General features: G+C 71.6%; 17 protein-coding genes and 1 pseudogene. 10 read left to right on the forward strand and 8 right to left on the reverse strand.

The window, feature by feature from the left end:
- Window positions 1-15 precede the first annotated feature (15 nt).
- Both AB0J46_RS08310 and AB0J46_RS08315 read right to left on the reverse strand, forming a co-directional pair.
- The gene (locus AB0J46_RS08310) at window positions 16-3,102 is read right to left on the reverse strand and encodes an AAA family ATPase (protein ID WP_364328165.1); all 3,087 of its coding nucleotides are present in this window, start codon (window positions 3,100-3,102) and stop codon (window positions 16-18) included.
- A gap of 10 nt (window positions 3,103-3,112) precedes the next feature.
- Window positions 3,113-3,760 (reverse strand): hypothetical protein, encoded by a 648-nt coding sequence (locus AB0J46_RS08315; protein WP_364328168.1) that lies wholly within the window; start codon window positions 3,758-3,760, stop codon window positions 3,113-3,115.
- Between the two features lie 292 nt (window positions 3,761-4,052).
- On the opposite strand from AB0J46_RS08315, the gene AB0J46_RS08320 reads away from it, so the two are divergent.
- Entirely contained in the window at window positions 4,053-4,388 is a 336-nt protein-coding gene (locus tag AB0J46_RS08320; RefSeq protein ID WP_364328171.1) for a carboxymuconolactone decarboxylase family protein, read from the forward strand.
- Here AB0J46_RS08320 and AB0J46_RS08325 read toward each other — a convergent pair.
- A complete protein-coding gene (locus AB0J46_RS08325; protein WP_364328174.1) occupies window positions 4,348-5,505 on the reverse strand; it encodes a PQQ-dependent sugar dehydrogenase in 1,158 nt (385 codons plus the stop codon). The genes AB0J46_RS08320 and AB0J46_RS08325 overlap by 41 nt on opposite strands.
- Window positions 5,506-5,551: 46 nt before the next feature.
- Between AB0J46_RS08325 and AB0J46_RS08330 the strand changes: the two genes are divergently transcribed.
- Window positions 5,552-6,304, forward strand: coding sequence for an SDR family oxidoreductase (locus AB0J46_RS08330; RefSeq protein ID WP_358285009.1), 753 nt, complete (start codon window positions 5,552-5,554; stop codon window positions 6,302-6,304).
- Window positions 6,305-6,430: 126 nt separating this feature from the next.
- On the opposite strand, the gene ugpC is transcribed toward AB0J46_RS08330, so the two are convergent.
- Window positions 6,431-7,642, reverse strand: coding sequence for a sn-glycerol-3-phosphate ABC transporter ATP-binding protein UgpC (ugpC, locus tag AB0J46_RS08335; RefSeq protein WP_352357172.1), 1,212 nt, complete (start codon window positions 7,640-7,642; stop codon window positions 6,431-6,433).
- A 174-nt stretch (window positions 7,643-7,816) separates the two neighbouring features.
- Between ugpC and AB0J46_RS08340 the strand changes: the two genes are divergently transcribed.
- On the forward strand, window positions 7,817-8,899 hold the full coding sequence (locus AB0J46_RS08340) for a LacI family DNA-binding transcriptional regulator (RefSeq protein WP_364328179.1): 1,083 nt from the start codon (window positions 7,817-7,819) through the stop codon (window positions 8,897-8,899).
- Window positions 8,900-8,917: 18 nt separating this feature from the next.
- On the opposite strand, the gene AB0J46_RS08345 is transcribed toward AB0J46_RS08340, so the two are convergent.
- Window positions 8,918-9,715 (reverse strand): alpha/beta hydrolase, encoded by a 798-nt coding sequence (locus tag AB0J46_RS08345; RefSeq protein WP_364328182.1) that lies wholly within the window; start codon window positions 9,713-9,715, stop codon window positions 8,918-8,920.
- Window positions 9,716-9,871: 156 nt separating this feature from the next.
- Here AB0J46_RS08345 and AB0J46_RS08350 point away from each other — a divergent pair, with 156 nt between their 5' ends.
- Both AB0J46_RS08350 and AB0J46_RS08355 read left to right on the forward strand, forming a co-directional pair.
- A complete protein-coding gene (locus tag AB0J46_RS08350) occupies window positions 9,872-10,822 on the forward strand; it encodes an alpha/beta hydrolase (protein WP_364328185.1) in 951 nt (316 codons plus the stop codon).
- Between the two features lie 37 nt (window positions 10,823-10,859).
- Window positions 10,860-12,014, forward strand: a complete 1,155-nt coding sequence (locus tag AB0J46_RS08355; protein ID WP_364328188.1) for an acyltransferase — start codon at window positions 10,860-10,862, stop codon at window positions 12,012-12,014.
- Here the strand turns inward: AB0J46_RS08355 and AB0J46_RS08360 are convergent.
- Window positions 12,011-12,496, reverse strand: coding sequence for a glutathione peroxidase (locus tag AB0J46_RS08360; protein ID WP_364328191.1), 486 nt, complete (start codon window positions 12,494-12,496; stop codon window positions 12,011-12,013). The genes AB0J46_RS08355 and AB0J46_RS08360 overlap by 4 nt on opposite strands.
- Window positions 12,497-12,779: 283 nt before the next feature.
- Between AB0J46_RS08360 and AB0J46_RS08365 the strand changes: the two are divergent.
- Together AB0J46_RS08365 and AB0J46_RS08370 are read left to right on the forward strand one after the other, a co-directional pair.
- Window positions 12,780-13,079 (forward strand): annotated as a pseudogene (locus tag AB0J46_RS08365) (transglycosylase SLT domain-containing protein); the annotation flags it as partial.
- Between the two features lie 334 nt (window positions 13,080-13,413).
- Entirely contained in the window at window positions 13,414-13,869 is a 456-nt protein-coding gene (locus AB0J46_RS08370; RefSeq protein ID WP_352324905.1) for a transglycosylase SLT domain-containing protein, read from the forward strand.
- Window positions 13,870-13,909: 40 nt separating this feature from the next.
- Here the strand turns inward: AB0J46_RS08370 and AB0J46_RS08375 are convergent, their stop codons facing one another.
- Window positions 13,910-14,542 (reverse strand): TetR/AcrR family transcriptional regulator C-terminal domain-containing protein, encoded by a 633-nt coding sequence (locus AB0J46_RS08375; protein WP_364328195.1) that lies wholly within the window; start codon window positions 14,540-14,542, stop codon window positions 13,910-13,912.
- An 89-nt stretch (window positions 14,543-14,631) separates the two neighbouring features.
- On the opposite strand from AB0J46_RS08375, the gene AB0J46_RS08380 reads away from it, so the two are divergent.
- Complete coding sequence (locus AB0J46_RS08380; RefSeq protein WP_364328198.1) at window positions 14,632-15,750, forward strand: ferritin-like domain-containing protein; 1,119 nt, start codon at window positions 14,632-14,634, stop codon at window positions 15,748-15,750.
- A gap of 22 nt (window positions 15,751-15,772) precedes the next feature.
- Here AB0J46_RS08380 and AB0J46_RS08385 read toward each other — a convergent pair whose 3' ends face one another.
- Entirely contained in the window at window positions 15,773-16,252 is a 480-nt protein-coding gene (locus tag AB0J46_RS08385; RefSeq protein WP_364328201.1) for a nucleoside deaminase, read from the reverse strand.
- Window positions 16,253-16,472: 220 nt separating this feature from the next.
- Between AB0J46_RS08385 and AB0J46_RS08390 the strand changes: the two genes are divergently transcribed.
- Window positions 16,473-18,254 carry an ABC transporter ATP-binding protein gene (locus AB0J46_RS08390; protein WP_352357190.1) on the forward strand — a complete coding sequence of 594 codons (1,782 nt, stop codon included), beginning with the start codon at window positions 16,473-16,475 and terminating at the stop codon, window positions 18,252-18,254.
- Window positions 18,251-20,083 (forward strand): ABC transporter ATP-binding protein, encoded by a 1,833-nt coding sequence (locus tag AB0J46_RS08395; RefSeq protein WP_364328204.1) that lies wholly within the window; start codon window positions 18,251-18,253, stop codon window positions 20,081-20,083. The genes AB0J46_RS08390 and AB0J46_RS08395 overlap by 4 nt, the downstream gene beginning before the upstream one ends.
- The last annotated feature ends 3 nt before the right edge of the window (window positions 20,084-20,086 follow it).

Genomic DNA, 20,086 nt, shown 5'->3' on the forward strand with positions numbered 1-20,086 from the left:
TAAGTGACCATGAGATCACCCATCGGCCCGGGTCCCGTTGCCGTTGCCGTCGTAGCCGAGCAGCCGCATGGCGGTGTCCGGGTCCATGGCCGCGGCCAGCAGCTGGGCCCGCCGGTGGGCCTCGTCCCGCTCGCGTTCCGCCTTGGCCTGCGCCGTCCGTACGCCCCTGACCGCCACGAACGCGAGCCCGGCGCCCACGACCACCCCGACGACCACGACGAACAGCAGGAGCAGCAGGGCCGGCGAGGCGAGCGCGGGAGCCGCCGCGACGTCGGCGCCCGCGCCGGGCACCGCGCCGGTCACCGCCAGCGCCGCGATCAGGGCCAGCGCGATCAGGCCGAGCAGGCTGGCCACGACCAGCCAGGCCCGTCCGGCGCGCCGCCGCGGCCGGGCCTCGGCGACCGGCCCGAAGCCCGCGTGCGGGACGGCGGCCGGAATCCCCGCCGGGACCGCCTGGACCACCGACGGGACCGCTGCCGGGACCGGGGCGGCCCGCGGGCCCGGCGCCCACGGCACGAACTCGGGCCGATCACCGCCCTGTTCGCCCCCCTGCCCGACGCCCTGCCCGACGCCCTGCCCGACGCCCGGGTTGATGCCCTGATCGATCCGGGTGACCTCGGCCGTGATCACCTGCGCCACGGCCGAGCCGGCGCCGGCGCCCGCGGCCGGGGCGGCGAAGGCGACCGCCCGCGGCGCGGCCTCCTCCTCCACCGGGCCGGGCAGCTCGCGCTCGATGCGGCTGTGCTCCTTGTGCGCCCTGGCCGCGTCGTGGTGGTAGTCCTCCAGCTGCTCGTAGAGCTCGTCGGAGGCGTAGATCGTGCCGTCCACGAGCGGTCCGCGCTCGCCGCGGACGACGGCCACCACGTCGTCGCCGTTGAGCGTCTTGTGCGTCTCCAGGGCGTGCGCCAGACACAGCACCTGCCTGCGGTGCTCCTCCAGCAGCCGCTCGGTCTTCTCCAGCAGCCGCACCAGGTTGAACTCGATGCGCTCGCCCAGCACGTCGGGGGTCAGGTCGGGCGCGGCGCGCACCGGCTCGCGCTCGGTGATGCCGATGCCGCCTCCCCCGCCGCCCCGGCCGCGCACGGCCTTGCCGCCGTGGATCTCCAGCTCCTGGAGCGCGGGCAGCGAGGTGACGCCGGAGCCCATCCCCCAGTACGACTCCATGAGCGCGGTGAGGAACGTGGCCGCGTGCAGGTCGCCGGAGACGCCGGAGGAGTTGTCCTCGCCGAAGAACATGCGCTCGCCGGCCAGCGAGGCCAGGGAGACCATGATGTCGGCCTCGTACTCGGACTTCCAGCGGGTGAACTGGTCCTCGGGCTTGATCGAGGCGACCATGCCCAGGTAGTCGGCGCCCTTCTCGATGGTGGCGATGTCGATCTCCAGATGGAACCGGGTCACGTACGCCACCACGGCGTGGCACGCCTCGTGCACGGCCACGGCGTGCCGCTCGCGCTCGATGTACTCGACGTCCTCGGGCGGGCCGAGCTGCTTGAGCCGCTTGGCGCGCAGCACGTCCGACCAGGTGATGACCTCCCGGCCGTCACGGATGGCGGTGATCAGTGACTCGTTGACCAGGTCCTTGATCGTGGCCCCGGTCGCGTACGGCGTGATCGTGGCCAGCTTGTCGATCTGCTCCCCGGTGAGCTCGTGCTCGACCTTGTCGAAATAGCCCTGGTACGTCCGCACCCGCCCGGCCTTGGACGGGTAGCCGACCTTGTAGATGCGGTCGATGCGGCCCGGCCGCAGCAGCGCCTCGTCCAGCGCGTCGGGACGGTTGGTGGCCATCATGACGAGGATGCGGTATTTGGGCGGCGGCTTGGGCCGCATCCCGAGCAGCCGCCTGACCAGCCGGTTGAAGAAGCCGCGCGGCTTCTTGAGCCCGGACAGCTCGGTGAGCAGCGCCTGGAGGGTGCCGGGGTCGCCGCTGTTCATCATGCCGCCGCCGGCGAAGAAGCGCTCGCGCCAGGTGCCCGGCAGGTCGGCGGCCTCGCGCCGGCCCTTGAAGGCCAGCACCGACCGGCTCTCCTCCGACAGGTACGTCATCCCGTGGCAGCCGGAGTGCGCAGTGAAGCCGGAGTGTCCGGACAGGCCGGTGTGCGCCGAGAAGCCGCCCTGCCCGGGCGGTCCCTGCTGGGCCAGCTTGCCGCGCTTGCCGAGCGAGTCGGCCTCGTCGAAGAAGACGATCACGCCGCCGTACCGCAGCGCCAGCTTGCGCAGCTTCCTGAACAGGCCCTTGACCTTCAGGATGCCGACGCCCATGAACATGTTCGTGAAGGCTCCCGGATCCACGAACACGTACGGTTTGCCGGTCTCGCCGGCCACGGCCTCGGCCATCAGGGTCTTGCCGGTGCCCGGCGGGCCCCACAGCAGCAGGCCGCTGGGCACGTACCCGCCGCGCCGCTCGATCTCGTCGGGCCGCTCCAGGAAGACGATGTTCTCCTGGACCCGCTCGACCACGTGGTCCTGTCCCCAGACGTCGGCGAAGCGGGTCTTGATGTCATCGGGGAAGTACGTCTCCACGCCGCCCCTGGACAGGAACCAGAACAGGCCGACGAACTGGATGATGACGAAGAAGAACAGGAAGACGATCTGCAGCAGGAACGGCAGCGCCTGCCAGATCAGCGTCGGCGCCTGCAACAGGGCGACGAACGGGCTGACGTCCAGCACCGCCCCCGCCACGAGCGCGGTCAGCGTGACGAAGAAGGCGATCTTCAGGGCTCTGGAGATGCGGTACCTGGTCCAGTCGTCGAAGCGCCGGTGCGTCCACCGCTCGAACCCGCCGAAGACCTTCCGGCTCCAGAACCGGTGGTAGCCCGACCAGTGCTCGCTGACGAGGAAGTGCAGTTGCCGCAGGGCCTCGGCGCCGAGCAGCCAGAAGATCCACTGGTACTCGTACCCGATCTTCCAGGCCGCCTCGGGGAAGGTCACGACGCCCGTCCAGTCGGCCATCACCTTCCAGGTGAGGATCAGGTAGGCCAGGACCAGCGCGACGAGGAACTTGCTCCGGTCCCAGAACTGCATCTTCTTCCTGGTCACGGAGTCGGGGTCGGAGGGCCCGCTGCCGGGGGCGCGCAGCCCTTCGTGCTGAACGGTGGTGGTCACTGACGTCCCCTCATCCGGGCAGCCGGAGCAGCTTGAACGAACCTGCGATCTTGTCGAACTCGGCGCCGCGGTCGCGGTAGCAGGTCGCCCGGCAGCCGATGAGCATGACCGAGACCGTCGCGCCCTTCTCGTCGAGGATCGCGGTCTGGTCGAACGTCTGGACGTCGGCGCCGATCTGGTAGTTGAAGCGCACCCGTACGCCTCTGGCGCCGTTCTCCAGGGCGAGGACGTCGTCGCTGAGGAGCTCGAACTTGGCGAACATGGGCGGCCGGCCGGTGGTCATGGCCTGCTGCTCGTACAGCTCGCGCATCGGGTCCGTCACGGGCAGCACGAAGTCGCGCAGCCGGTTGAGCGAGATCGCGTCGCGCTGCTGCTCGGTGAGCTTGTGCACGGTGGCGTACACGAACGGGTCGGACGAGCTCAGCAGATGGTTGACCGACGGCTCGGCCGACTGGTCGAAGGCCGTGGACCAGACCCGCTGCGCGCGTGTCGCCGCCGCCAGCGAACCGGGCCGGTCACCCGTCAGATACAGTTCGATCGGATTGGCGTTGAGCTGCGTGAACGAGGCGGGCACCTTGAAATAGGTGGTGCCTTCCCTGTCCCGTACGTAGGTGAACTCCGGCTGCCCGCACGCCGGCAGCGCGAAAACCGCGACCATGAGCGCGATCCAAGCCCGTGTCCTTTTCACCAGGGCTTACCTCCGCTTTACGGACCAACGCAGTTGTTGTGCCCGCTTTCAGGCGGAATGAGGCCGGATGCACGATGAGAAATCTTGACCAAATCTTGGCCATTGATTGGCTTTACTTGTTACAGATCACCAAATGATGGTATGGGCCAGGTCGCCACACTCTACGGTCGCCCGGGATACAACGTTCGTGCAACCCCCATTGGTAGACCACAGGAAGTAGCAAAGGATATGAGGACGCCCATCCCGAGCCTCGGAGCGCACCATGAAAGAACCCGCGATGGAGACCGTGGACTCCTTCGGCATGACGGCTGAGCGGCAGTTCGCCGACCTGTGGTCGAGGACCGCCCTGTCGGTCAAGGAGCGCCGGCTGCTGCTGCTCGGGCTGCTCGTCGGACAGGGGCTCGACGAGCTGACCGCCGTGCAGCTCGACGTCGCGCTGCGGGCGGGCGACCTGAGCGAGAACGAGCTGCGCGAAGTGGTGGTCTTCCTGACCCACTACGCCGGCTGGACCCGCGGATCGCGGCTCAACGACCAGGTCGAGGAGCTGATCGAGCGGGTCAGACAGGCTCGATCCGGTAGAGCGGACCCCGCAGGCTGAGCGCGTAGAGCTCGCCGTCGAGCCCCTCACCGAAGGAGGAGAGCTGCTCGACCCTGCCGATCTCGGCCGCCTTCGACGGCTCCGCCGCGGGCGCGGCCCTGACCCAGCCGGCGCAGAAGTCCCCGTACAGGAAGCTGCCGCGAAGCCAGGGCAGGGCGGTGCCGCGGTAGACGTACCCGGCGATCACCGAGCAGTTGCCGTCCTTGTGCAGGGGGTAGGTGATGACCGGCTCGGTCAGGCCGCGGCCCGTGCCGCCGCGGAAGGGCCGCTCGCCCTCGCGCAGGTTCCAGCCGTAGTTCTCACCGCCCTCGGAGGCGGCCGGCTGGCGGTCGACCTCCTCCACCTCGTCCTGGCCGACGTCGCCGATCCACAGGTCGCCGCTGTGCCGGTCGAAGCCGAAGCGCCAGGGGTTGCGCAGGCCGTAGGCCCAGATCTCGGGCCGCGCGCCGTCCTTCCCGGCGAACGGATTGTCCCGCGGCACCTTGTACGGCCTGCCGCGCGGGTCGATGCGCAGGATCTTGCCCAGCAGCGTGCCGAGGTCCTGGCCGTTGCCCTGCGGGTCCCCCGCGCTGCCGCCGTCGCCGAGCCCGACGTAGAGGTGGCCGTCGGGGCCGAAGGCGAGCTGGCCGCCGTTGTGGTTGGCGTACGGCTGCTCCTGGGTGAGCACGTCGCGCCGGCCGGTGGCGCGCCGGCCGTCGAAGGCCCATTCGGTGACGTGGGTGGCGCCGCGGGTGTCGGTCCAGTCGAGGTAGAGCCAGCGCCCGGAGGGATGGAAGGCCACGCCGAGCAGGCCCTGCTCGTTGCCGCCGCTCACCTCGCCCGACAGGTCGACGATGACGTCGCCGTCCGTGGCGCGCAGCCGGCCGCCCTGCTCGGCGACGTAGAGGCGGGCGTCGCCCTTGCGCGCGGCGAGGGCGACCGGCCGTTCGAACCGGCCGAGCTCACGGAAGCGCACCTGCCGGGGAGCGCTCTCCGGCTCGGGGCTCGCCGGCGTGGCAGCCCGAGTTGAGGCCGGCGGGACGGGCGGGGCGGCGGACACGGTGGCCGGGCCGGGCGGTGGCGAGGCGGCCGAGCAGGCGGTGAGGGCCAGGAGGAGCACGGCCGCGAGGGGGCGCACGCCGTCCATACTCGCACGCCCGACCGGGGACGTTAAGGTTCAGGACATGCCTACCGCATTGATCACGGGCGCCACCGCCGGCATCGGCGCCGCGTTCGCCCGCCGCCTGGCCGCCGACGCCTGCTCGCTCGTCCTGGTCGCGCGCGACGAGCAGCGGCTCGTCCAGGTCGCCGACCAGCTCAGGCTCAGGTACGGCGTGGACGTCGAGGTGCTGCCGGCCGACCTGGCCACCGAGGAGGGCCTGGCCCGGGTCGAGTCGAGACTCCGTGACGGCGTCGACCTGCTGGTGAACAACGCCGGCTTCGGCCACCCCGGCGACTTCCTGAAGGTGCCGGTAGAGGACGAGCTGCGCATGCTGAAGGTCCACTGCGAGGCCGTGCTGCGGCTCACCCTGGCGGCGCTGCCCGCGATGCGCAAGCGCGACCGGGGCGCGGTGATCAACGTGGCGTCGGTCGCGGCGTTCTTCTCCCGCGGCACCTACAGCGCCTCGAAGGCGTGGGTGGTCAACTTCAGCGAGTCCGCGGCCAACGACGTGCGCAACCCGCGGATCAAGATCATGGCGCTGTGCCCGGGCTTCGTGCGCACCGAGTTCCACCAGCGGGCGTCCATGGACACTTCGGGCATCCCGGGGTTCTTGTGGCTGAAGGCCGACAACGTGGTCAGGGACGCCATGCGCGACCTCGCGCTCGGCAAGCGGGTCTCGGTGCCCGACCTGCGCTACAAGGCCATCGTGGCGATCGGCAAGCTGGTGCCGCACAACCTGGCCGGGCGCGTCTCGGCCAGGCTCGGCCGCCGCTGACGCCGGGCCTTACAACGTCGGGGCCTGCAACAAAGTGGGCCCCCGCCGCGGGAGGGGGTCGCGGTGGGGGCCCGGGACGGCCGTGAGTAACTCACGGCCGGGAACCGGAAGATCCGGCCGGCTCTGCTAGCGGTTGGCCTCGTGGCCGATGGCCAGGCCGCTCGTCGGGTCGAAGAAGTGCAGGTTGTGCGTGTCCAGGACCAGGTCGATGCGCTGGCCGGGACGCACGTGGCTGCGGGCGTTGACGCGGGCGGTCCACAGGGACTTGTCGCCCACCAGCGGCAGCGCCGCCTCCTCGTCGTCGCCCGTGTCGGCGGCGGCGACGGTGTCCTTGTGCTCGACCGGCGGGGCGTCGATCAGGAACAGCACGTTGATCTCGGAGCCCAGCTCCTCGGTGACCTCCGCCTTGACGGGCAGGGTGGCCCAGCCGTTGGCGTGGTTGCCGGCCGAGTTGGCGTCCTCGAAGTCCGACGGGCGGATGCCGAGGATGACCTTCTTGCCGATGTACTGGTCGAGGCCCGGCTTGTCGGCGAAGGCCGAGTCGGGGATCGGCAGGCTGATGTCGGCGAAGCGCACGACCGCGCCGTTGTCGCGGGCCAGCTCGGCGGTGACGAAGTTCATCGAGGGCGAGCCCATGAAGCCGGCGACGAACAGGTTGACCGGCTTGTCGAACAGGTTCTGCGGGGTGTCGACCTGCTGGAGCAGGCCGTCGCGCAGGACGCAGACGCGGTCGCCGAGGGTCATGGCCTCGACCTGGTCGTGGGTGACGTACACGGTGGTGACGCCGAGGCGCTCGTGCAGGGTGTTGAGCGAGGCGCGCATGGAGACGCGGAGCTTGGCGTCGAGGTTCGACAGCGGCTCGTCCATGAGGAAGGCCTGCGGCTCGCGGACGATGGCGCGGCCCATGGCGACACGCTGGCGCTGACCACCGGACAGAGCGGCCGGCTTGCGCTTGAGGTAGGTCTCCAGGCCGAGCATCTTGGCGGCCTCGTTGACCCGCTTCTGGATCTCCGGCTTGGGCATCTTGCGAAGCTTGAGGCCGAAGGCGAGGTTCTCCTCGACCGTCATGTGCGGGTAGAGCGCGTAGTTCTGGAAGACCATCGCGATGTCGCGGTCCTTGGGCGGAAGGTGGTTGACCACCTTGTCGCCGATGGCGATCTCGCCGCCGCTGATGTCCTCAAGGCCGGCGATCATCCGGAGCGCGGTCGACTTACCGCAACCCGATGGGCCCACCAGCACCATGAACTCGCCGTCCTTGATCTCAAGGTTCAGCCCGTTCACGGCCTTCACGCCACCGGCGTAGATCTTGTCGACGTTCGTCAGAACGATGGATGCCATGACATTCCTTCGCGCTCCAGGGCGATCGGCCCGGATGTTGGTTCTCGGTTCCCGTGGATACGTTTTCACGTATCTCACCCGAAACGGACATCGGTGTCAAGGGGTACCGCGTGACCAGCCTTTGTAGGACCGATGGCCTTCCGATGACATGGAATCCATGATGGAATCGTTTCCATGGAGAAGCGGGCGACGATCAAGGATGTGGCCGAGGCGGCGGGCGTCGGCGTCGCGACCGTGTCCCGGGTGCTGTCGGGCGGCTCGGCCAGCCCCAGCACCAGGGAACGGGTGCTGGCCGTCGCCGCCCAGCTCGACTACCGGCCCAGCGCGCTCGGCCGCAACCTGCGCCAGCGCCGCACCGGCGGCCTCGGCCTGCTGGTGCCCGACCTCACCGACACCTTCTACGGGCAGCTCTGCGAGGGCGTGCTCGCCTGCGCCCGGTCGGCGGGCGAGCCGGTCGTCCTGGGCTCGACGGGCGGCGACCCCGAGCAGGAGGCCGAGCTGATCGGCATGCTGCTCGAACAGAGCGTCGACCGGGTCATCGCGGTGCCCTCCGGCGACGCCGAGACGTGGGCCCCCGCGCTCAGGGCGGGCATGACGGTGGTCTTCGCCGACCGCCTGCCGCCCGAGGCCGGACGCGACGGCGACCGCGACCCCGCCGAGAGCGCCCTCGACGATCTCATGCTCCTCGACGGCGTGGCCCCGCGCGGGCGCGTCCACGAGGGCGCCGCGCGTCCGCTCGACGTGCCCGCCGTGCTGGCCGACGACCGCGCCGGCATCCGTACGGCCGTGCGCTACCTGCGGGGCCTCGGCCACCGGCGCATCGCCTTCCTCGGCGGCCCCGGCCACGACCGGCGGGCCGCCGCCTTCCGCGAGGCCGTGGGCGCGCCGGTGGACGAGGAGCTGGTGGTGTTCGGCACCGGCAGCCGCGACTCGGCGTACGCCGCCGCCTCCGGCCTGTTCCAGAGCCGTCCCGACCTGTCGGCCGTCGTCGCGGGCGGGAACGTCCTGGGCGAGGCGGCCGTGCTGGCCGCCCGCGAGCTGGACCTGCGGGTGCCGAAGGACGTGTCGCTGGTGATGTACGACGACGTGCCCTGGGCCGAGCTGTGCGCCCCGCCGCTGACCGTGATCGCCCAGCCCGGCCGGGACATGGGGTACCGGGCGTGCGAACTGGTGCTGCGCGAGGGCACCCGGCGGGCGCGCACGGTGGTGCTGCCCACCGAGCTGATCATCCGCGGGAGCTGCGGCCCCCGCAGGTGACCGGCGCGCGGCACGCTCTCAGCTCTCGCCGAGGACGTCCCGCGCGTGCGCCTCGATCACCTGGGCCACCTCCTGAGGCGCTCTCAGGTGCGCGCCGTGCCCCTGCCCGTGCAGCGTGACGCGCCGGGCGCCGGGGATCGCCTCCCGCAGGGCGTCGAGCCGCGCGCCTAGATGGGCGGGGCTGCGGTCGCCGCCGAGCAGCACCACCGGCGTGCGGATCGCCGCGTACGCCGCCCGCCGGTCGCCCAGGGCGTCGATCGCCAGCAGGTCGTCGATCTGCCGCGGCGCGCGCAGCCGCGTCGGCCGATGGCAGGCCACCGCCACGGAGGTCAGCCAGGAGATCGCCGGCGACAGGCCGACCACGTCCCTGAAGAAGATCCGCATCGCCCGGCCCGGCCGGCCCGCCGCCACCGCGGCCACGGCCGCCTGGCTGGCCGCGCCGCCGAGCGAGGGGCCGAGGGCGACGGGCGGCTCGTACAGGACCGCGCCCGCGAAGACGTCCGGCGCGAGGAGCAGGGACTCCAGCGCGGCCACCGCGCCGGAGGAATGCCCGACGAGCAGGACGGGCCCGCCGAGCGCGGCCGCCACCGCCACCGCGTCGGCGGCCTCCTGCGCCATGGTGGCGGGCCCGGCCAGGTCCGGGCGGTACTGGCGGCGCCGGACGCGCACCACGCGGAACCGCGGCGCGAGCAGCCCCGCGACCTTGCCCCACTGGGTGCCGTCGTCGAGCCCCGCGTGCAGGACGAGGACGGCCGGGCCCTGCCCCTCCTCGATCACCCGGACGTCGGTCCCGTCGGCGGATGTCACCGTGAGCATGGCGCCTCCTCAGTGCGGCCACTGTACGCCTCCTCAGCCCCGTAGTACCTCAGAGCTACGCGAAAGGTGCATCCCCCAGCGGGAAGCCGACTACAAGGCGTGATCCCTACCTTCGGTGCCGGAAGGAAGAACCGGCACGGAAGGGGACCATTCGCCATGGCATCGCTGAGGAACCGCCTGCTCGCCGCGCTCGTCACCGCTTCGGTGGCGGTGCCCGCGTCCGGCGCCGGCGGGTCCGCGGGGGTGCCCGCGCCCGTTCCCGCCGCCGTGGCGCCGCTGCGCGCCACCACCCCCGCCGCGCTGTCCGCCGGGCTCGCCGGGCGGTACGCCGCCGGGCGCGCCGCCGTGCTGGCCGCCGAGCGCACCGCCGCCGCGCATGGGCACCGCCTGCGGGCCGCGGCGCTGCGGGCCATGGCCGACCCGTCGCGCACGTTCCTGTCCTTCGACGGGCGCGACGGCGGCCGGACCGCGGAGGTCTTCGGCGACCTGGCGACGGCCCGGCGGATCGCCGTCCTGGTGCCCGGCTCCGACACGAACCTCGACCGGTACGGCCGCCTCTACGCCGGCGCGACGCGGCTGCGCGAGGCGCTCGGCGACGGCTCGGCGGTCATCGCCTGGGCCGGCTACCGCACGCCCGGCACGCTCAGCCTGGACGTGCTGACGCCCGCGCGGGCCGACGAGGCCGTGCCCGGGTTGCGCGCGTTCGTCCGGGAGCTGCGCGCGCTCAAGCCCGGCGCCCGGCTGTCGCTCGTGTGCCACTCCTACGGCTCGGTGGTGTGCGGACGCGCCGCGCCCGGCCTGGACGTCGCCGACATCGTCCTGATGGGCAGCCCCGGCGCGGGCGTCCCCGACGTCGCCGCCATGCGCACCCGCGCGGTCGTGTGGGCCGGGCGCGGCGCCGCCGACTGGATCTCCGGCGTGCCCCACGCGCTGGTCGAGCTGCCGTTCGTCACGGTCGGCCTGGGGGCGGACCCGGTCTCGCCCGGGTTCGGCGCCCGCGTCTTCGCGGCCGGCGACGGCGGCCACAGCGACTACCTGCGGCCCGGCTCCCCCGCCCTGACGGCCGTCGCCCGCATCGTCTCCGGAGAGGCCGCCCGTGATGCCTGACTCCTCCTTCCGCATCGTCTCCGGAGAGGCCCCCGCGATGCCTGACTCCTCCCTCCGCACTCGCTCCGGCCCGCGCGGGCTCGCCGCCCGCATCGAGGCCGGGACGCCGCCGGAGCGCGACCGGACCCTGGACGCCCTGCGGGCCCTGGCCATCCTCGGGGTGGTGGCCGGGCACTGGCTGGTGACCGCCGTGGTCAGCGACAGCGGCAGCCTGCGCGTCACCAGCCCGCTCAAGTACCTGCCGCAGCTCGCCCCGATGTCGTGGGCGTTCCAGATGCTGGCGATCTTCTTCCTGGTGGGCGGCCTGGTCGGGGCGAAGGGCCACCGGTCGGCGCGGGCGGCCGGCATCGGCTACGTCCCGTGGCTGCGCGGCCGGCTGGGGCGGCTGTTCCGCCCGGTGGCGGTCGTCGCGGCGGTGTGGGCCGTGGCGGCGGTCGCGATGCTCGCCTCCGGGGTGCCGCTGGAGGACGTGCGGCTGCTGGTCAGGATGGCGGCGGCGCCGATGTGGTTCCTGCTGGTGTTCGCCGCGCTGACGGCTGCCACGCCGCTGGCCGCCCGGCTGCACCCGGCCTGGCCGCTCGCGGCGGTGGCGGCCTCCGACGCCGTCCGGTTCGGGCCCGGCGGGCCGGAGGGGTTGTGGTGGGTGAACCTGGCGGCCGGCTGGCTGGTGCCGTACTGCCTGGGCGCGGCCTGGGCCCGCGGGCGGCTGCGGAGCCGGGCCACCGGCTGGACGCTGCTGACCGGCGGCGCGGCCACGGCCCTGGCACTGGTGGTGTGGGGCGGCTACCCGGCGACCATGGTCGGGGTGCCGGGCGCCCCGGTCTCCAACCTGGACCCGCCCTCGCTCGCGGCCGTCAGCTTCGGGCTCGCCCAGTGCGGCGCGGCGCTGCTGCTGCTCGGCCCGCTGCGCCGGCTGCTGCGCCGCCCCGCCGTCTGGGCGCCCGTGGCCGTGGCGAACCTGGCCGCGATGACGATCTTCCTGTGGCACCAGACCGCGCTGATCGCGGTGACCGAGCTCGGCCTGCTGGCGAGCCGGGCGCTGCCCGACGCCGCCGCGCTGCCCGGCCTGCACACCCCGCCCGAGGAGCTCGGGTGGGTGGCGGCCCGGCTGGCCTGGCTGCCGGCGTTCGCGGTGGCGCTGCTGGTGTGCTGCGCCGCCTTCCACGCCTACGAACGCCGGCGGCCCCGCTAGAGCAGCTTCTCGATGGCCGCGACGACGGCCGGGTCGTCGGGGGCGGTGCGGGGACGGAAGCGGGCCACGACGTTGCCCTCGCGGTCGAGCAGGAACTTCTCGAAGTTCCACTGGACGTCGCCCGCCGCGCCCTCCTCGTCGGCCGTCTCGGTGAGCTCGGCGTAGAGCGGGTGGCGGCCGGGGCCGTTGACGTCGGCCTTGGCCAGCAGCGGGAAGTCGACGCCGTAGGTCGCCGAGCAGAACTCCTGGATCTCCTCCGCCGTGCCGGGCTCCTGGCCGGCGAACTGGTTGCAGGGCATGCCGACCACGCTGAAGCCGCGCGGGCCGAAGTCCTGCTGGAGCTGGACCAGCCCGGCGTACTGCGGGGTCAGGCCGCAGCGGGAGGCCACGTTGACCAGCAGCACGGCCTTGTCGCCGGCGAGGTCGCCGAGCGTGGTGGGGGCGTCGGCGAGGGTGCGGAGCGGGATGTCGCGAAGGCTCATGATCTGAAGCTTACAGAACGACGCCCGCCGCAGATTGTGACCTATTCCTCATTTTTCCCGCGAAACCCCTGAATATCAATATGTCGCGATCTTGGAATTTCGCCTGATTTTTCATGGTCAATTAGGAAATGTGGGCGTTTGTCAGGCAGGGTGACGCGGTCCCCGTCCCCTTCGAAAGGGAATCCGCATGCCCATGCTCCGCCGTACCGGTGTCCTGGTCCTCGCCGCAACGCTCGCGACGGTGACCGGCACCACGGCCGCACAGGCGCAGAGCTCCCAGAGCAGTGGCAGGAACAAAGCCATCGCCAAGTCCCTGGCCGCCCAGCGCGGCTGGGGCGCCGCGAGCTACGGCTGCCTGGTCAGGCTCTGGGCCAGAGAGAGCGGCTGGAACCACAGGGCCGGCAACCGGTCGGGCGCCTACGGCATCCCGCAGGCGCTCCCGGGCCACAAGATGGCCTCCTCGGGCGCCGACTGGCGCACGAACCCGCGCACCCAGATCCGGTGGGGTCTGGGCTACATCAAGCAGCGGTACGGCTCGCCGTGTCGCGCGTGGGCGCACTTCCAATCCCACAGTTGGTACTGAGCCAAACCCCAGGTACGTCCGCGTTTTTACTCAAGGACATGCCATATGGGCGACGGGCCGGGCAATCCTGGCCCAGCGAGATCGCCCTTTATCCGAATTGAGCGCGCAAACACCTGTCCTTCGCGTGTCGAGATCGCGGCCCGCGGTCACGGCCCGTAATAGGAATCGTGCTTGAGGACACGTCGTGGCGCCTTCCGGGCCGTCCAGCACGATCGGGCGGTACAGGATCCCGGAAGGCCGCGCGGACCCTCCGCGTCCGAGCCACGGACGCCGGACCGGCAGGGCGCTCCCGAGGGGGCGCCCGTCCGCACGCGACCCGAAAGCAAGGATCGCCTTGGACAGCAAACGCGTGCTCAGCGGCACTCTTCTCACTATCAGCGCGTTCGGCGTCAGCACCGGCCCGGCCTGGGCGGAGTCCCGGCCTCCGGTGATCAAGATGCGGACCTGGACAACGTCAGCGCAACCGAAGATCGCGGCCGTACGGCCCGCCGGAAGAAACAAGAAGATCGCCCTGGGACAGGTCGTCCAGCGCGCGTGGAACTACCGGGAGTTCCGCTGCCTGGACAACCTGTGGACCAGGGAGAGCAATTGGAACCACCACGCGCTCAACCGGTCGTCGGGCGCCTACGGGATCCCGCAGGCGCTGCCCGCGGGCAAGATGAGCGGCGCGGGCAAGGACTGGCGGTCCAACCCCGAGACGCAGATCCGCTGGGGCCTGGCCTACATCAAGGGAAGGTACGGCAGGCCCTGCGGCGCCTGGGGGCACTGGCAGTCGCACAACTGGTACTGATCTCGTACCGGAGGGCATCCGGGCCCGCCCGGGTGCCCTCCTACTGACCCGCGTGCACCGCGATGGCCCGGATGAGCAGTTCGACCCCGAACTCGAACTCCGCCTCGTGGTCGCACTCGGCCAGCAGCGGCGCCAGCGCGCTCACCTCGGGGAACAACGCCGGATCGACGACGGCGGCCTCGACCGTGCGGCTGTGGACGGGCGCGAAGGTGGGCGTCACGCCGACCTCGCGCAGCAGCGAGCCCACGATGAAGGCGATGAACATGCGCAACATCCGGACGGCGTCGGGCCCGTCGAAGCCCGCGCCGCGCAGCGTGGCCAGCGCCCGCTCGACCGGCAGCAGCCCGGCGTGGGAGTGGAGCTGGCGGCTGACCACCACCATGGTCGAGCGCGGATGGTGATGGGCGATCTGCCGGAAGGCCCGCGCCTGCGCCCGCACCCGGTCGGTCCAGTGGGCGTCGGGGTCGTCGGTGAACTCGATGCCGCTCAGCACGCTCTCGGCCACGCCGTTGAGCAGGGCGTCCTTGTTCGGCACGTGGTTGTAGAGGGACATCACGCCGACGCCGAGCTCAGCCGCGATGCGGCGCATGGAGACCGCGTCGGCGCCCTCGCGCTCGATGAGGTCGATGGCCGCGGCCACGATGCGGGGCCTGGACAGGGGCTCGGTGGTCATAGCTCATTCTATTGACGCACGTACACCGTACGTGCAAGGGTCGAGCCGTGGACGTACACCGTACGTAATCCCCCTCGCGGAGGTCCCCCATGTCGACGCACGATCTCTACACCCTCCCCGCCGAGCTCTCCACCTGGGACGTCGGCATGGCCGGCGCCAGCCGGTTCACCTGGGAGTACGACGAGGGCCGCGACCGCATGCTGGCCTTGTACCAGAAGGGCAAGGACAAGCAGTGGGACTCGGCCAAGCGCATCGACTGGGACCTGGAGGTGGACCCGTACAACGTGCTCGGGATCCCCGACAACACGATCGCCATCCACGACACCCCGCTGTGGCACCGGCTCGGCCCCCAGCAGCGCCAGGACGTGCGACTGCACGGCGCGGCCTGGCAGTTCTCCCAGTTCCTGCACGGCGAGCAGGGCGCGATGATCTGCTCGGCCCGGATCGTGGAGTCGGTGCCCGACCTGGACTCCAAGTTCTACGCCGCCACCCAGACCATGGACGAGGCCCGCCACGCCGAGACCTACGCCCGCTTCCTCCAGGAGAAGGTGGGCCTGGCGTACCCGATCAACGAGCACCTCAAGGCGCTGCTGGAGAGCACGCTCAGCGACTCCCGCTGGGACATGCCCTACCTCGGCATGCAGGTGCTCATCGAGGGCCTGGCCCTGGCCGCGTTCGGCGTCATGCGCGACATCACCACCAAGCCGCTGCCCAAGCAGATCCTCGCGTACGTGATGCAGGACGAGGCCCGGCACGTCGCCTTCGGCCGGATGGCGCTGCGCGACTACTACAAGAACCTGTCGGAGTCCGAGCTGCGCGAACGCGAGGACTTCGTCATCGAGGGCTGCTACCTGATGCGCGACCGGCTGCGCGGCGCGGAGTCCTGGGAGCACCTGGGCCTGTCCAGGGCCGAGACCGACGAGGTCATGCGGGCCACCGACCAGTCGGAGTACCTGCGGCTGTTCCGCTCGCTGCTGTTCAGCAGGATCGTGCCGTGCGTCAAGGACATCGGGCTGTGGAGCCCGCGGCTGCAGCAGGCGTACGCCGACATGGGCGTGCTGGAGATGGCCGGGCAGTCGCTCGACGCCCTCATGAAGCAGGACGAGGACATCGCCGAGAAGCTGGACGAGGCCCGCTTCGCCGCCGAGGAGGCCGAGCGGCACGCCGAGGTCGCCGACACGATCGCCCTCGGCACGTCCGCCCCCTGACGCGCCCGGCCGGGCGGCGTCCTCAGCGTCCGCCGTGGAAGCGGCGGTGCAGCTCGCGCACCTGCCCGGCCAGCTCCGGGACGGGCCCGTCCACCGGGACGCCCGGCGCGACGGCGTTGACCGGCAGCGTGCTCACCGGCGGCGCCGGCACGCCCAGCTCCGCCAGCCAGCCGCCGAGCTGCTCCGACGACGCCACGTAGACGATGCGCCCGAGGCCCACCCAGGCGTGGGCCGCCGCGCACATCGGGCAGTGCTCGCCGGAGGTGTAGACGGTGGCCGCCGCCCGCTCCTGCGGGGTCAGGTTGGCCGCCGCCCACCGTGCCAGCTCGAACTCCGGATGCCGGGTGCGGTCGCCCCCGGCCACCCGGTTGTGGTCCTCGGCCAGCACGGCGCCGTCCGCGGCGACCAGCACGGAACCGAAGGGCTCGTCGCCCGACTCCAGCGCCTCGGTGGCCAGCTCGACACAGCGCCGCAGGTATGGCAGTTCACTCTCGTCGATCATCACGACTTCCTGTCCGGTGAGAATGGTGAGCGGAAAGGACAGCTCCGCCTTAGCCCGGGCCGCGCCCGAGCCGCAGGTGGCAGTGTGCCCGGCCGTCCGGACGGCGGCGGGCGCGGGGTCGCCGGACGCGCCGTGAGGGTCTCGTTTCTGCCCGTAACCTGCAGAAAACCCCACATTTACCGCAAAAAATGGGTTGATCCCACGTATTAATCTGGATGGGATGCCTCCCGATACTGACACACCTCGCCGTCCCCTGCTCTCCTCCAACTCCCTGTGGCGGATGAAGTCCTACCTCCGCCCGTACGCCGCCAGACTGGTGCTCATCTGGCTGGCCGCGATCCTCAGCATCGCCGCGAGCATCGCGCTCCCCCTGATCAGTGAGAAGGTCATCGACGGTCCCGTGACCCGGGGCGACTCCGACGGGCTGCTCCCGCTCGGTCTCATCGCCCTGGGCGTGGGCGTCGTGGAGGCCGGGCTGATCTTCCTGCGGCGCTGGACCCAGGTCAAACCCGTCCTCGGGCTGGAGACCGCGATCCGCGACGACCTCTACGAGCACCTGCAGCGCCTGCCGATGGGCTTCCACGGCGACTGGCAGTCGGGCCAGTTGCTGTCGCGGGCCACGACGGACCTGTCCACGATCCGCCGCTTCCTCGGCTTCGGCATGCTCTTCCTGGTGATGAACGTCCTCCAGCTCATCACGGTGACCGTGCTCCTGCTGAACAAGTACTGGCCGCTCGGGCTGCTGGTGCTGGCCTCGGCCGTGCCGATCGTGTGGACGTCCCTGCGGTTCGAGAAGCGGTACATCAAGATCTCCCGCCAGGTCCAGGACGAGCAGGGCGACCTCGCCACGCTCGTCGAGGAGTCGGCCATCGGCATCCGTACGATCAAGGCGTTCGGCCGCCGCCACCACGTCTACGACCGCTACGACGAGGCGGCCCGCAAGGTGTACGGCAGCTCGGTCGACAAGGCCACCCTGTCGGCCCGGTTCTTCGCCTTCCTCGAAGTGATCCCCAACGTCACCCTCGCCCTGGTGCTGCTGCTCGGCGCGCTCGCGGTGGGCTCCGGCTCGATGACGCTGGGCACGCTGGTCGCCTTCACCACCCTGATGCTCCAGCTCGTCTGGCCGATCGCCAGCCTCGGCTACATCCTGGCCATGGCCCAGGAGGCGATGACCTCCGCCGACCGGGTCATGGAGGTCATGGACACCGTCCCGGCCATCGAGAGCGGCAGCCGCACGATCGAGCTGCCCCGGGGCCACCTGCGGTTCGAGGGCGTCGGGTTCGCCTTCCCCGGCGCGGACGAGCCGGTGCTGCGCGACGTCTGGCTGGACGTGCACCCCGGCGAGACGGTCGCGATCGTGGGCGCGACCGGCGCGGGCAAGACCACACTGACCGCGCTGGTGCCCCGGCTGCTCGACGCCACCACGGGCCGCGTGACCATCGACGGCGAGGACGTGCGCGACCTCGACCTGACCACGCTGCGCTCGCTGGTGGCCACCGCGTTCGAGGAGCCGACGCTGTTCTCGATGAGCGTGCGCGAGAACCTCATGCTCGGCCGGCTCGACGCCACCGAGGAGGAGCTGGCCGCCGCGATCGCCACCGCCCAGGCCGGCTTCGTGTACGACCTGCCCTGGGGCCTGGACACCCGCATCGGCGAGCAGGGCCTGTCGCTGTCGGGCGGGCAGCGGCAGCGGCTCGCCCTGGCGCGGGCGGTGCTGAGCAGGCCGCGGGTGCTCGTCCTCGACGACACCCTGTCGGCGCTCGACGTGGAGACCGAGGCGCTGGTGGAGGAGGCGCTACGGCACGTCCTGCGCGAGGCGACCGGCATCGTGGTCGCCCACCGTGCCTCGACCGTGCTGCTGGCCGACAAGGTGGCGCTGCTGCGCGACGGCACCATCACCCACGTCGGCCGCCACCACGAGCTGCTGGCCGACGTGCCCGAGTACCGCGAGCTGCTGGCCCAGGACGCCGACTTCGACCCCTCGGAAGGAGCCCTGCGATGACCACCGCCCCCGTCTCCTCCTGGCGCGGCGTCGCCTCCGAGGAGCAGGACGAATTGCCGGAGAAGGTGTCGGTGCTGCTGCGGGAGCGCTCCCGCAGGCTGCTCGGCGACCTGCTGCGCCCCTATCGCAAGGCCATCGCGGTGCTCACCGCGATCATCGTCGTCTCGAACGCCGCCGCGCTGGCGATCCCGTACCTGGTCAAGGTCGGGATCGACGACGGCATCCCGCCGATGACCCGCGGGTCGGGGCCGTCGATCCTGCTGGTCGTGGTCGGCGTGATCCTGGTCGCGGCCGTCACGCAGGCGCTCACCCGGCAGGCGTTCCTGCGCCTGTCGGGCAAGATCGGCCAGAGCGTGCTGCTGGAGCTGCGCAGGCGGGTGTTCGACCACTTCCAGCGGCTGTCGCTGAGCTTCCACGAGAAGTACACCTCGGGCCGGGTCATCTCCCGGCTGACCTCCGACATCGAGGCCATCTCCGAGCTGCTCCAGTCGGGCTTCGACGGGCTGGTCAAGGCGGTGCTGACGATGTTCGGCACGGCCGCGCTGCTGCTCATCCTCGACGTGCACCTCGGCCTGGTGGCGCTGGTCCCGCTGCCGCTGCTGCTGCTGTTCACGCGGTGGTTCCGGCGGCAGTCGGTGATCGTCTACCGGCGGACGCGGGAGACGGTAGCCCTGGTGATCGTGCACTTCGTGGAGTCGATGACCGGCATCCGCGCGGTGCAGGCGTTCCGCAGGGAGCCGCGCAACCAGGAGATCTTCGCCCAGCTCAACGACGACTACCGGGACGCCAACGCGCGCAGCATGGTCCTGGGCGCGGAGTTCATGTTCGGCATCAAGCTGATCGGCAACCTGACCGTGGGCGGGGTGCTGCTCTACGGCGGCTACCTGGCGATCCAGGGCGAGGTCACGGTCGGCGTGCTGGCCGCGTTCCTGCTGTACCTGCGGCAGTTCTACGAGCCGATGCAGGAGCTCAGCCAGTTCTACAACACGCTGCAGTCGGCGGGCGCGGCCCTGGAGAAGCTGTCGGGCGTGCTGGAGGAGGAGCCGGGGGTGCCGGAGCCGCGCCGCCCCGAGCCGCTGCCCCAGCAGGCCCGCGGCATGATCCGCTTCGAGGACGTGCGCTTCGCCTACGTCGAGGAGATGCCGATCCTGCCCGGCCTCGACCTGACGATCCCGGGCGGGCAGAGCGTGGCGCTGGTCGGCGCGACCGGCGCGGGCAAGACGACGCTGGCCAAGCTGATCTCCCGCTTCTACGACCCGACCGCGGGCCGCGTGCTGCTCGACGGGGTCGATCTGCGCGACCTGGACGAGACGACGCTGCGCCAGGCCGTCGTCATGGTGACGCAGGAGAACTTCCTGTTCAGCGGCACGGTCGCGGACAACATCAGGTTCGGCCGGCCGGACGCCACCGACCGGCAGGTCCGCGAGGCGGCCAAGGCGATCGGCGCGCACGAGTTCGTCGCCGGGCTGCCCGACGGCTACGACACCGAGGTCGGCAAGCGCGGCGGGCGCATGTCGGCAGGCCAGCGGCAGCTCATCGCGTTCGCCAGGGCGTTCCTCGCCGACCCCGCGGTGCTCATCCTCGACGAGGCCACCTCCAGCCTCGACGTGCCGAGCGAGCGGCTGGTGCAGCGGGCGCTGCGCACGATCCTCGCCGACCGCACCGCGCTGATCATCGCCCACCGGCTCTCGACCGTGGAGATCGCCGACCGGGTGCTGGTGATGGAGGCCGGCCAGGTCGTCGAGGACGGCCCGCCCGACCGGCTCATCGCCGCCTCGGGCCGCTTCGCCGGGCTGCACCGGGCCTGGCTGGAGAGCCTGAGCCAGTGACCG

Source organism: Nonomuraea sp. NPDC049758, from assembly GCF_040674635.1.
Lineage (GTDB): Bacteria > Actinomycetota > Actinomycetes > Streptosporangiales > Streptosporangiaceae > Nonomuraea.

What these genes read in the sequence shown, in the direction of transcription:
- AB0J46_RS08350 (WP_364328185.1), top strand. Translation starts at nt 9,872, where the DNA reads ATGGCATCGCTGAGGAACCGCCTGCTCGCCGCGCTCGTCACCGCTTCG.
- AB0J46_RS08395 (WP_364328204.1), top strand. Translation starts at nt 18,251, where the DNA reads ATGACCACCGCCCCCGTCTCCTCCTGGCGCGGCGTCGCCTCCGAGGAG.
- AB0J46_RS08355 (WP_364328188.1), top strand. Translation starts at nt 10,860, where the DNA reads ATGCCTGACTCCTCCCTCCGCACTCGCTCCGGCCCGCGCGGGCTCGCC.
- AB0J46_RS08345 (WP_364328182.1), bottom strand. Translation starts at nt 9,715, where the DNA reads ATGCTCACGGTGACATCCGCCGACGGGACCGACGTCCGGGTGATCGAG.
- AB0J46_RS08360 (WP_364328191.1), bottom strand. Translation starts at nt 12,496, where the DNA reads ATGAGCCTTCGCGACATCCCGCTCCGCACCCTCGCCGACGCCCCCACC.
- AB0J46_RS08380 (WP_364328198.1), top strand. Translation starts at nt 14,632, where the DNA reads ATGTCGACGCACGATCTCTACACCCTCCCCGCCGAGCTCTCCACCTGG.
- AB0J46_RS08320 (WP_364328171.1), top strand. Translation starts at nt 4,053, where the DNA reads ATGAAAGAACCCGCGATGGAGACCGTGGACTCCTTCGGCATGACGGCT.
- AB0J46_RS08315 (WP_364328168.1), bottom strand. Translation starts at nt 3,760, where the DNA reads ATGGTCGCGGTTTTCGCGCTGCCGGCGTGCGGGCAGCCGGAGTTCACC.
- ugpC (WP_352357172.1), bottom strand. Translation starts at nt 7,642, where the DNA reads ATGGCATCCATCGTTCTGACGAACGTCGACAAGATCTACGCCGGTGGC.
- AB0J46_RS08375 (WP_364328195.1), bottom strand. Translation starts at nt 14,542, where the DNA reads ATGACCACCGAGCCCCTGTCCAGGCCCCGCATCGTGGCCGCGGCCATC.
- AB0J46_RS08340 (WP_364328179.1), top strand. Translation starts at nt 7,817, where the DNA reads ATGGAGAAGCGGGCGACGATCAAGGATGTGGCCGAGGCGGCGGGCGTC.
- AB0J46_RS08385 (WP_364328201.1), bottom strand. Translation starts at nt 16,252, where the DNA reads ATGATCGACGAGAGTGAACTGCCATACCTGCGGCGCTGTGTCGAGCTG.
- AB0J46_RS08330 (WP_358285009.1), top strand. Translation starts at nt 5,552, where the DNA reads ATGCCTACCGCATTGATCACGGGCGCCACCGCCGGCATCGGCGCCGCG.
- AB0J46_RS08390 (WP_352357190.1), top strand. Translation starts at nt 16,473, where the DNA reads ATGCCTCCCGATACTGACACACCTCGCCGTCCCCTGCTCTCCTCCAAC.